Source organism: Bacillus sp. Xin1, from assembly GCF_013314535.1.
Lineage (GTDB): Bacteria > Bacillota > Bacilli > Bacillales > Bacillaceae_G > Bacillus_A.
In genome coordinates this window covers 102,064-112,689 of the sequence record NZ_JABUAE010000014.1, presented here as the reverse complement: position 1 = coordinate 112,689, position 10,626 = coordinate 102,064, and the positions used below count along the sequence as shown (strand labels likewise).

Here is a 10,626-nt window from a genome sequence, read left to right as displayed (position 1 = left end):
ATTATCAAAGATTCTTCTTCGCCTGTTTAAACTCCTACAGTGAAACGGACGAAAATCTCATCGATACAAGAAAAAACAGTCTTTGATATATTAGGTGTCGTTTATAATTGTACCATATCTAAAGATCTAGTTATTTAATTGAAAAAAGACAAAACCCATTAGGGTTTATTTCGTATGCGAATTTTTAAATAATCTACACTGATCCCCTATAAAAAGAAAAAAACTCTCTTGAAAATTTCGTAATGCAGTCTTAGCTTTATAGAGATGGGATAGAACCAACGAACCATAATTTTCGTACGCTAAGGCATTATTCAGAAACTAAAAACCTTTATTTGCTTATGATAATTAGAATAAGGAATTCATTATTCTAAGAAGGGCAAAATTCAAACTAAAAACTTACTGATTTATATACTTTTGTTCGTTACGGCTGGTTTTGAACCATTGCAAACAAAAAATAAATATGAGAATAATATCAATTGCATCCCCACCATAATACATTAGCATTCCACCCAGTTGAGCCTGGTCCGTGGGGATGCCGTTAGGTGGGTTCGCATAAATATATTTTGATAAAATACCATGACTTGCCAAAGCAATCACTAACACAATTGCTCGGTATATAAAACTAGACTTATGTGGTGTTGGATCAATATAAATCATCGATATGGTAAACAGGTAACTTGCAATGAAAACATGAAAGTGTACGAACAAATGAAGAAGTATGTTTTGATGCATCATAGAGTACAGTTTTGTCGTATAAAGAACCCATAGTCCACCCAAATTGAGCAGGGTTGCTACAATTGGATCACTAAGAGTTCGTATGGGCCAACTTCTTAACACACTTGAAAGACGTCGAGCTGTTTTAACATTGAGTGTTCGTAAGACAAGGGTCATTGGTGCAGCTAGTACCATAAGGATTGGGGCAAGCATTCCAAGGAATAAATGGCCTAACATGTGCGCCGCAAAATCAATATGGGCACGATTTGCTAAAGGTCCTACAAGTGCCGTAGCCGCACAAAGAACCCCTAAAATCCAGAAGGTAGTTCGATATAATGGCCATTTTTTGCGACGATGACTTGATAAAACTACAGCTACAATATAAAGAATTAATATCATGGCAATCAGGAACAAAAGTATAAACTTTAAAGGATTTCCATCTCCATGATAAATATGGTCATTGTTCATCTACAATTTTACCTCTCAATGTTTTTGATTCTCTTCGTGTTCGGAAAACTATTAAAATGCCAATTAAAGTGATTACACTAGCAAGTATATTCCATATCAAGTCGTAAATAAGTACATTTTCCACGTAGCGAATTTGATGTATTTTCATTACCTTGTGTTGGATTATGCCATCGTATAGCTGAAATCCACCACCACCAACCATTATCCCACCCCACCATCTTTTCAACCAAAATGCGTTTTTACGACGAAGGTCAGCAAACATAAATAACGAACTGATTGTTGCAAACCAACTAAAAGCATGAAAAAAACCATCTGAGACCAAGCCAATATCTGTTGTGGATTTGTCATAAAAGTGATGCCAATGCAATAGTTGATGAAAAATAGTTTCATCTATAAAAGCGACTAGGCCTAGTCCAAACAGGATGCCTGACCATAAATTACGGGTTAAATAGATAGAGTGAGCTATATAAAGTGAATTTTTAGTTTCAGTAGCCATCAAATCATATCCTTCCTACACATGCACGTTCTTAGCTTTTCCAAGATAAATAACTACTAAACATGCCCTGTTGGTTTATAACCTTTATTCGTAATTGAGAAAATGGAGGTTATAATAAGGTAATACAATCAATTTATTTTTTAATTTGAACGAACATACGATACACAAAATAGATTATAAATTTATTCTAACTATGAATAAAAAAGGGAGAGATTATTTATCTCTCCCTAATACCCATTTACTATATCAAGTTATCGAGTAACTCCACCGCCAAGTTGTTGTTCAGCTAATGCTACTAGGCGTTTTGTGATTTCACCACCAACAGATCCGTTTGCACGAGCTGTTGCGTCTGCACCAAATTGTACACCAAATTCTTGTGCGATTTCAAATTTCATTTGGTCAAGAGCTTGTTCAGCTCCACGTATTAATAATTGATTGCTGCTTCCACTGTTATTGTTTGACATGCTATGTCACCTCCTTCACACTTTTTAATATGTAAAAAAGCTTTCGAAAATATATAGTCCTTTTTTGGGTTTTAATTTTTTTTGTTTTAACACATAATTAATACTTATATTCCACAAAATAATATTGTGTAGGAGAGCGAAAAAATTCCTTGCCATATGAGTATCATGTAATGAGCAAATCTCCTGAACACGATGAAATGGGTTGTGCTTTATGAAAGTGCAACCCATTTTTATTGAAAAGTACTTTTCCTACATGAAAGTTAAAAGATAGGAGAATCATTTATGAAGCATATTGTTGCATTATTAATTAAATATACCGCTATTAGTGCCGTATTATTGATGATTTTAGGGATTTCCCAGGATATTTCGCTTCCAAGAATATTACTTATTTCATTAATAATTACAGGATCGGCCTATTTAATAGGAGATTTATTTGTTCTACCTAAGTATGGGAACATGGTTGCTACAATTGCAGATTTTGGGTTGAGTTTTTTAGGAATTTGGTTGTTAACTTATCTTCTTACAGACAACGATTACACTGGTAATATTGGCGCACCTTCATTTTGGGCGGCGCTTCTTATCAGTGTGATAGAGGTGTTTTTTCACATTTATATAAAAAAAGTGGTTTTACATGGAGACAATGATTCAAGAGAATCAACTAACATACATCATGATAGATATGCGATGGAGATCTCACATGAATATTTAAACCGTTCTGAAATAGAAAAAGTACGATCCATTCAAAAGGAAAACGATACAAAGAATAAAATGAAATAAAAAAGTGGCTTTCAGCCACTTTTTTATTATGCTTGTTCAGTATTTTTAACATGTAATGGCGGAAGAACTACCCAGCCTTTTTTCTTACTTAGACGTAGTAAAGTTGCCCCAGCTTGTGCTTTTTTCATATGAAATTGTCCAAAGAGCATTCCTACATCTTCTCGAAGACATTTTCCCATTACTTGACTACAAGTTACTAATCCAGCCGCAAGACCTGCAGAAACAGCTGCTGCAATTTCAGCATCATTGATGCGTGCCCCAGGTGGAATATCTTCAATAGATGCAACCGGTCTTTCTGGAGGTGCTGGTGGTAATTCCACTCCATTCACCTTTAAAAGAGCTTTTAGTTCTTCTATTTCAGAATTCATATCATTCTCAATTAGATTTTCTAAGAACTTCTTTAAATCTTCATCACCCGTGTGGTTAATATAAACTTGGTGGCCAGCAACTGCTCCTTGTGCTGCAAGAAGATAACTCCAAATATCAAATACTTCTCCATAATGTAAAGGTTCATTTTGAGGATTTCCACTTAGTACACCCATTTTAAGATGCCTCCCTTTTGTAAATATCATAGTTAGTATGCTTTTCAATATTGAAAATAAATTTTTAAGTATACTTGTTCCTATAAAAGACTTTTTAACATTCATGGGGAACACCTTCCCCATAAGATATGTGTTTGTAATCTAGAAAAATTTTTCAAATATAATACTCAAAGATTATTATTTTAAATTATCAACAATCTTTGAGTACAAATGCATTCATTATGAGAGTTTATTTTATAAATTAAATACAAACAACATGGAAAGATTTATATGCTAACTACTGTAATCTGCTATGTTTTCATTAATCAACAATACCACTTTCCCTAACCTTTTCTATTTAAGGGTGAAGTTAACGAGTAAACCCACCACCAAGTTGTTGTTCAGCCATTGCTACTAAACGTTTTGTGATTTCACCACCAACAGATCCGTTTGCACGAGCTGTTGTATCTGCACCAAGTTGTACACCAAACTCTTGCGCGATTTCATATTTCATTTGATCAAGTACACTTTCAGCCCCTTGAACCAATAATTCATTACGATTTCCACTTTTATTGTTTGCCATATGTATCACCTCCTATGTTTTTAATATGCTACGAAACATGAAAAAACAATTATTCCTTTTTATAGAAATTTTCTTTTCGGGATTTGAGTATAAGTTTTCCCTTTCTCCTTAAAATATAGTTGAGAGAGCAAGAAGAGGAACTGTTCTAATAGCTTTTCATAACAAGGTTGGTTAGAAATGATTGCGTTATCCTCCTAATCCTCTTCTTTTCTCTACTTGAATTCATATGTAAAAGGAATGGTAAGCAAGTGGAACCTTATACATAAGGTGTTCATGAAATAATGAATCAATTTATACAAAATATCACAGGTATAGGACCTATAACAGATCAGGTTATCACAATAAATCTATTACTTGGTTCTAAAACAGCTGTAAGAATCTATACATATGCAAGTACAAAAGTTACATCTGATCAAACTCGCGAAGTATTACATCAACATTTACAGGATGTAATCGAAACACATAAACAAGTAAGTTAATATATGGTTAATAAAGAGTATTACTAACCAACTAATGTACAAAAACAACTACAAGTAGGTTTAGTGTCTACACAAAGAGCTCTAGACGTAGCACAAAATCAACAACAATCCCTTTATAAACTAAAAATACGAACGAAATTCTATTTGATGCATAAGAACATACTCTGCTTTTTACAAAAAACAGAGTATGTTCTTTATTGATTATCTTATGTAAATAAATAATTAGAATATAAAAGCAATATAGTAATAAATCTCCTGACTTTGGGAAATATAAAAATTGTTGTTCATTCCAAAAAGAGAGGTATTTTCTATGTATTATTACAAAGAAGAATTGATTAATATTATTAAGCCAGACAAACCAGATCCCGCCGCTGCGAAGGTCTTACAAGAAATACTTGGCGGACATTTTGGTGAAATGCGTACGATGATGCAATATTTCTTTCAAAGTTCAAATTTTAGAGGAAAAGCGAAGCAATATCGTGATTTACTTCGAGGTGTTTTTCTTGAGGAAATTAGTCATGTAGAGCTCGTCCAGAATACAATTAATCAATTATTAAATGGATCTGGTAAGCCTACGCCAGGTAATGCTGGTATGGATAAAGCACCGCTTGATGAGGCGGTCAAACATGCAAATCCTCACCATTTTATTGTAGGTGCTCAAAGCTCATTGCCAGTAGATGCAGCCGGTAACCCATGGAATGGATCGTGGGTATACAGTCATGGAAATTTAATTAGTGATTTAATGGATAACCTAGTTCTTGAATCAACTGGTGTACTTCAAAAGACAAGGATTTATGAAATGAGCTCAAATCAAACTTTTCGTGAAACACTTGCCTTTTTAATTGTGCGTGATAATGCACATCAAAATGCATTTGCGAAAGCATTAGAAACTTTAGGCGTTGAATGGGGGAAACTCTTCCCTGTACCGAACTACGATATCAATAAATATCCTGAGTGTAGAAAGTACGTAGAAATGGGATTTCATAATGCACAATTTAATTTCAGGTTAGATGAAACAAGAATCGGGGAGATCTTCCAAGGTGAATCACCAAGTAGAAACAAAGGAATGTTAAGTGTAACGGAGCCACCAAAAGGTTTTCCTGTACCAGAACTTCCTGAAATGCCAAATGAGCATAGTCCGGGATTAAAAGATATGGAGCTTTGAAATTATTATGACCAACCATTTATAAATGGTTGGTCATAAATCTAAATTAGACAATCTCAATATGGATTCAAATAAGCTAGGATGTTTTCAAAAAGGAGGATATTCATTTTGAGTACAATAGAAAATACACTATCCATTTTTGCTTTAGGTGGAGTTAATGAAATAGGAAAAAACATGTATGCAATACAATATTCAGATGATATTGTGATCATTGATTGCGGTTCTAAGTTTCCAGATGAAAGTTTATTAGGAATAGATTTGATAATACCTGATATTGCATATTTGCAAGAAAATAAGGATAGAATTCGAGGTTTAGTCGTTACACATGGGCACGAAGACCACATTGGAGGTATTCCGTATCTATTAAAACAATTGAATGTACCAATTTATGCAACGAAATTAACCCTAGGATTAATTGAAATCAAATTAAAAGAACATAAACTTCAAAATCAAACACAGTTATTTGTTATTGATTCTGATTCATTAATTGAGTTTGGACAAATAAATCTAACATTTTTTAAAACCAATCATAGTATTCCAGATTGCCTTGGAATTGCTTTTCATACCCCAGAAGGTACAGTAGTTCATACAGGCGACTTCAAATTTGATTTAACTCCTATTAATAATCAATATCCAGATATTCATAAAATGGCTAAAATCGGATGCAATGGTGTTTTAGCTCTACTCTCGGAAAGCACGAATGCTGAACGTCCTGGATTTACTCCTTCAGAACAATCAGTAGGTGGGCGAATTGAAGAAGCGTTTACCAAGGCGCGTAGAAAAGTTATTATCTCTACCTTTGCATCCAACGTGAATCGTGTACAACAAATAGTAGATGCTGCTTTAAAAACAGATAGAAAGCTTGCTTTATTAGGGAGAAGCATGGTAAATGTAGTTTCTGTTGCATTGGAACAAGGTTACTTAGATATTCCTGACGGAATGTTAATTGAAGCAAATGAAATCAACCAAATGGCTCCAGAAAAAGTAGCTATTCTTTGTACTGGTAGTCAAGGTGAACCTATGGCAGCTCTAGCTCGTTTAGCCAGTGGAAGCTATCGGCAGGTAGATATCTTACCTGATGATACTGTCATTTTATCTGCAACTCCTATACCAGGAAATGAACGCAATGTTTCAAGAATTATAGATAATTTATTTCGCTTAGGAGCTAATGTTATTTATGGAATAGGAAGTTCAACAGGAATGCATGTTTCTGGGCATGCCTATCAAGAAGAATTAAAATTAATGCTTACTTTAATGAAACCTAAATATTTTATTCCTATTCATGGCGAATTTAGAATGTTACATCATCATAGTCTATTAGCAGAATCCGTAGGTGTTAAGAAAGAGAACATCTATATCATTAGCAATGGTGAAGTTGTCGACATTAAGAATCAGATTGCTCATCAAACCAGAAGAATACCTGCTGGTAATATATATGTAGATGGATTAGGAATTGGTGATGTAGGTAATGTTATATTACGTGACCGTAAGCAACTTTCTGAGGATGGTATGCTGGTAATAGTTATTACTCTTAGTAAAACAGATGAGAACATAATTTCTGGTCCAGACATCATTTCTCGTGGATTTATATATGTTCGCGATTCAGAAGATTTTTTAGAGAAAATCAATCAACTAACAGTTGAAACTATTAATAATATAAAAAAGACTAATATTAACCAATGGAATGTTTTAAAAAGGGAATTAAAGGAAACACTGGGCCACTTTATATATTCACATACAAAAAGAAAACCAATGATTCTTCCCATCATAATTGAAGTTTAAAATGATGATTTTCTGTGCCGATTAAGTAAGTTTTGCGATGCTTTCATCCCATGCCTAAAGGTAGATTAAAGTCATGCAGGGGCTTTCTTGTATCGCAAAATCTTTTAGTCTAACGTCAGTTCTACAAGCAGATTCAGTTTTAGGCATTTGTTGTACTTTTGTTTCGATAAGGATAGATACAAAATATTTACCACTCGGTTACGTCGAATCATTGCATGCAAGATGCGCACTTTTACTTTACGACTTTTAGCAAAGCGAACCAAGCCAAGTTTAAGTAATTTCATTTTGTTGTCTATAATAGCAATATTTCCGTTCGTTTTCTTGGTCGTGTAGGATTAAACTTTATTCTTTTTAGACTTGAATCGTGGAATAGCATCTGTGAAATTTTTCGATGTTGATTGAAGAGTAATACTATCGACTTCTTTTAACCAAATTGTATCCAGTTGCTTCTTTAATTGAGCTAGCCGGGTAAGACATGTATTAATGATTTAAATTATATATATTTATATTAAAAATTTATTCAGTATTTATTTTCAAAGTAAAAAGATAAGATCTTGGAATTGAATCTTATCTTTAGCATAAAGAATAATTAAAAAGGATTAATGAGAAATGACGGATTTTTAAGGTTTCAGAATAACTTTTATACAATTATCCTCACGATTATTAAAAATTTGATAACCATAACTCGCTTCTTCAAGAGGGAGTTTGTGTGTAATGATCTCCTTTGGATCAAATTCATTTTTTGTTATTTTTTCAAACAATTCGGGCATAAAATGAATGACCGGTGCTTGTCCCATTCTAAGGTTAATATTCCTAATCCAAAATGCGCCTAGTGGAAATGCGTTATAGTTGCCACCATAAACACCTGTCATTTGAACCGTTCCATATTTTCGTACGGCTTTTGTAGCAATTTGTATAGGACCGAGGGTTCCCCCTTGTAATTTTAATTTTTGTTCAACAAATTCCAAAGGCGATTTCTTTCCATCCATACCTACACAATCGATGACGACATCCGCTCCACCATGCGTAATTTCTTTAAAATGTTCTCCCATATCCGGGTATTTTGTAAACTCAAATATCTCAACATTGTTAATCTTTTTTGCATAATTCATTCGATAATCCAAATAATCAACTGCGATTACACGCTTGGCACCTTTCATCCAAGCAAATTTTTGTGTCATTAACCCAACAGGTCCACAACCAAGCACGATAACAGTATCGCCTGATTTTACACCTGCATTTATTACACTCCAATAGGCTGTTGGTAAAACATCGGATAAAAAAAGTAGTGACTCATCATCAAGCTCGCATGATTCTGATATAACAAAGGGAGTAAAGTTACCAAAAGGAACTTTTAAATATTCAGCTTGACCACCTGGATGGTTACCAAATTTCTCTGTATAACCAAAGTATCCACCAGAATCATAATGAGGATTTGAGTTATCACATTGACTTTCCATTTCATGTTGGCAATAAAAACAATGCCCGCAAGCTACATTAAAGGGGACGACAACACGATCTCCTTTTTTTACTTTAGTGACATCAGGACCCACCTCTTCAACAATTCCCATTGGTTCATGACCGATAATGTATCCTGGGGGTAAGGGCATATTACCTTGATATAAATGTAAATCGGATCCGCAAATAACAGTTGAAGTAATCTTTACAATAATATCATCTTTTTTTCTAATCTCGCATCATCAACTTATTTAACCTGTACCTGATTTGGCCCTTGATAGGTTACAGCTTTCATAATCACATGCCTCCAAAAATAGCTTTTATATTTATTTGTACTACAGCAATCATTTTCCTAGTTAGTGAATGAACCCTCCTTAACACTCTTACAAGTTGTTTGATTATAAATTGCTTAATAGTTCCTTCTATCGGTCGGTGAAAAAGGATTTCTATTTCTCCCAATCGTTTATTGTATAATTTTCCGTTCTCTGCAAATGACATCGCCAAGCAGTGTTTTCCATTTGGTTTGAATCCAAATTGAGGGAAAGCAAGAATATTATAGTCTTTATATTTTTTCAGTTTTGGATAGTTAGCTTCCCCACGAAAAAAGCCATCAAAGGCCTTTTTGAATCGTAAAAATACTTCTTGCTGTGCACGACCAACATGCATCCCCTTCCTAACACATGGACTATATCCTCCACGGGCTTGAGGAAGGGGATGCATGTTGGAAATACTGTTAAATATATCTTCCGTAATCAGGAATAGCTACTTTATCAAAATTTTTTACTAAATAACTTAATCCATTTCTTAATTCTTCCCCAAACATAGGTAGGCCATGCCCTGTCACTACAGATTTAGGATTCAACTCCTCAAGTTTTTTTACAGACTCCCAGGCGTTCTCCCAATCGGTAGTAAGATATCTTGGTGGACCATTTAATTCTTTTTGTTGAATTAATACTTTATATAATGAATCTTGCCTTACGGTAACAAAAGCATCTCCAGCGATTAAAAAATGGTCCATATTTCGAAACAGAGATATATGTCCAGGAGTATGCCCTGGCGTATGTATCCAACTCCATCCAGGCATATGAGGAACACTACCATCCGGAGGCAACTCATGTATACAGTTACCTAAATCAATGCCCTCATTTGGAAACAAAGGAGAAATTTTCGCTACAAATCCACCCTCCACAGAGCCATCTGGATCCGGATAGTCTTTTTCACCATTTAAATAGGGGATTTCTAGCTTATGTGCATAAACTGGAACATCCCATTTTTTTACTAATTCAATTACAGAACCAACATGATCAAAATGACCATGAGTCAATATAATTGCTTTGGGTTTACTATGTTTACCAAATTTTTCTTCTGCAAAATCTATGATGAGATTCATCGATTTTGGCATTCCTGCATCAATTAGAACCCATTCGTTTGGCTTTGTAGATTCACCAACAAAACATACATTAACAATTTTTATACATAAACAATAGATGTTGGATGCAACTTCGATGCTACTTCCATTGTCAAAAGAAGTTAAAGGTAAAATTGTTTCATCTAAATTACTTTTCAATTCTTGATTCAACTTTTCATTCATAAGAGCAGACTCCTTTTTACATTATGCTCTTTAGTATGTAGAATTAATAAAATAATATTACCTTCAAGCTGATTATCAACGTATGCTTTTGTATAGACTTATTCTTGTTCTGGTGCAAAGATAAAATA

Annotated in this window: 11 protein-coding genes and 2 pseudogenes; 4 read left to right on the top strand and 9 right to left on the bottom strand. The window is 34.0% G+C overall.

Features of this window, described 5'->3' with window-relative positions; translation table 11 throughout:
- Nucleotides 1–396: 396 nt before the first annotated feature.
- The 3 genes from HRG09_RS14655 to HRG09_RS14645 all read right to left on the bottom strand — a co-directional run bounded on the left by HRG09_RS14655 (nt 397) and on the right by HRG09_RS14645 (nt 2,142).
- Nucleotides 397–1,182, bottom strand: coding sequence for a cytochrome c oxidase assembly protein (locus HRG09_RS14655; RefSeq protein ID WP_174101487.1), 786 nt, complete (start codon nt 1,180–1,182; stop codon nt 397–399).
- Nucleotides 1,172–1,678, bottom strand: a complete 507-nt coding sequence (locus HRG09_RS14650) for a DUF2243 domain-containing protein (protein WP_174101486.1) — start codon at nt 1,676–1,678, stop codon at nt 1,172–1,174. The genes HRG09_RS14655 and HRG09_RS14650 overlap by 11 nt, the downstream gene beginning before the upstream one ends.
- 251 nt (nt 1,679–1,929) lie before the next feature.
- The gene (locus tag HRG09_RS14645) at nt 1,930–2,142 is read right to left on the bottom strand and encodes an alpha/beta-type small acid-soluble spore protein (protein ID WP_174101485.1); all 213 of its coding nucleotides are present in this window, start codon (nt 2,140–2,142) and stop codon (nt 1,930–1,932) included.
- Nucleotides 2,143–2,424: 282 nt separating this feature from the next.
- On the opposite strand from HRG09_RS14645, the gene HRG09_RS14640 reads away from it, so the two are divergent.
- Nucleotides 2,425–2,919, top strand: a complete 495-nt coding sequence (locus HRG09_RS14640; protein WP_174101484.1) for a YndM family protein — start codon at nt 2,425–2,427, stop codon at nt 2,917–2,919.
- Between the two features lie 26 nt (nt 2,920–2,945).
- On the opposite strand, the gene HRG09_RS14635 is transcribed toward HRG09_RS14640, so the two are convergent.
- Together HRG09_RS14635 and HRG09_RS14630 are read right to left on the bottom strand one after the other, a co-directional pair.
- Complete coding sequence (locus tag HRG09_RS14635) at nt 2,946–3,461, bottom strand: DUF3231 family protein (RefSeq protein WP_174101483.1); 516 nt, start codon at nt 3,459–3,461, stop codon at nt 2,946–2,948.
- 349 nt (nt 3,462–3,810) lie between these two features.
- Nucleotides 3,811–4,023, bottom strand: a complete 213-nt coding sequence (locus tag HRG09_RS14630) for an alpha/beta-type small acid-soluble spore protein (protein WP_174101482.1) — start codon at nt 4,021–4,023, stop codon at nt 3,811–3,813.
- A 281-nt stretch (nt 4,024–4,304) separates the two neighbouring features.
- Between HRG09_RS14630 and HRG09_RS28955 the strand changes: the two genes are divergently transcribed.
- The 3 genes from HRG09_RS28955 (at nt 4,305) to HRG09_RS14615 (ending at nt 7,449) form a co-directional block, all read left to right on the top strand.
- The gene (locus tag HRG09_RS28955; RefSeq protein ID WP_254610086.1) at nt 4,305–4,502 is read left to right on the top strand and encodes a spore coat protein; all 198 of its coding nucleotides are present in this window, start codon (nt 4,305–4,307) and stop codon (nt 4,500–4,502) included.
- Nucleotides 4,503–4,812: 310 nt separating this feature from the next.
- Entirely contained in the window at nt 4,813–5,667 is an 855-nt protein-coding gene (locus HRG09_RS14620; RefSeq protein ID WP_174101481.1) for a manganese catalase family protein, read from the top strand.
- A gap of 81 nt (nt 5,668–5,748) precedes the next feature.
- Nucleotides 5,749–7,449, top strand: coding sequence for a ribonuclease J (locus HRG09_RS14615; RefSeq protein WP_375335759.1), 1,701 nt, complete (start codon nt 5,749–5,751; stop codon nt 7,447–7,449).
- A 90-nt stretch (nt 7,450–7,539) separates the two neighbouring features.
- Here HRG09_RS14615 and HRG09_RS28950 read toward each other — a convergent pair.
- The 4 genes and pseudogenes from HRG09_RS28950 to HRG09_RS14600 all read right to left on the bottom strand — a co-directional run.
- A pseudogene (locus tag HRG09_RS28950) lies at nt 7,540–7,928 on the bottom strand (IS200/IS605 family element RNA-guided endonuclease TnpB); the annotation flags it as partial.
- A gap of 141 nt (nt 7,929–8,069) precedes the next feature.
- A pseudogene (locus HRG09_RS14610) lies at nt 8,070–9,202 on the bottom strand (zinc-dependent alcohol dehydrogenase).
- Between the two features lie 2 nt (nt 9,203–9,204).
- Nucleotides 9,205–9,573, bottom strand: coding sequence for a hypothetical protein (locus tag HRG09_RS14605; RefSeq protein WP_254610085.1), 369 nt, complete (start codon nt 9,571–9,573; stop codon nt 9,205–9,207).
- A gap of 67 nt (nt 9,574–9,640) precedes the next feature.
- The gene (locus tag HRG09_RS14600; protein ID WP_375335760.1) at nt 9,641–10,486 is read right to left on the bottom strand and encodes an MBL fold metallo-hydrolase; all 846 of its coding nucleotides are present in this window, start codon (nt 10,484–10,486) and stop codon (nt 9,641–9,643) included.
- Nucleotides 10,487–10,626: the final 140 nt, after the last annotated feature.

What these genes read in the sequence shown, in the direction of transcription:
- HRG09_RS14655 (WP_174101487.1), bottom strand. Translation starts at nt 1,182, where the DNA reads ATGAACAATGACCATATTTATCATGGAGATGGAAATCCTTTAAAGTTT.
- HRG09_RS14650 (WP_174101486.1), bottom strand. Translation starts at nt 1,678, where the DNA reads ATGGCTACTGAAACTAAAAATTCACTTTATATAGCTCACTCTATCTAT.
- HRG09_RS14645 (WP_174101485.1), bottom strand. Translation starts at nt 2,142, where the DNA reads ATGTCAAACAATAACAGTGGAAGCAGCAATCAATTATTAATACGTGGA.
- HRG09_RS14640 (WP_174101484.1), top strand. Translation starts at nt 2,425, where the DNA reads ATGAAGCATATTGTTGCATTATTAATTAAATATACCGCTATTAGTGCC.
- HRG09_RS14635 (WP_174101483.1), bottom strand. Translation starts at nt 3,461, where the DNA reads ATGGGTGTACTAAGTGGAAATCCTCAAAATGAACCTTTACATTATGGA.
- HRG09_RS14630 (WP_174101482.1), bottom strand. Translation starts at nt 4,023, where the DNA reads ATGGCAAACAATAAAAGTGGAAATCGTAATGAATTATTGGTTCAAGGG.
- HRG09_RS28955 (WP_254610086.1), top strand. Translation starts at nt 4,305, where the DNA reads ATGAATCAATTTATACAAAATATCACAGGTATAGGACCTATAACAGAT.
- HRG09_RS14620 (WP_174101481.1), top strand. Translation starts at nt 4,813, where the DNA reads ATGTATTATTACAAAGAAGAATTGATTAATATTATTAAGCCAGACAAA.
- HRG09_RS14615 (WP_375335759.1), top strand. Translation starts at nt 5,749, where the DNA reads ATGTTTTCAAAAAGGAGGATATTCATTTTGAGTACAATAGAAAATACA.
- HRG09_RS14605 (WP_254610085.1), bottom strand. Translation starts at nt 9,573, where the DNA reads ATGCATGTTGGTCGTGCACAGCAAGAAGTATTTTTACGATTCAAAAAG.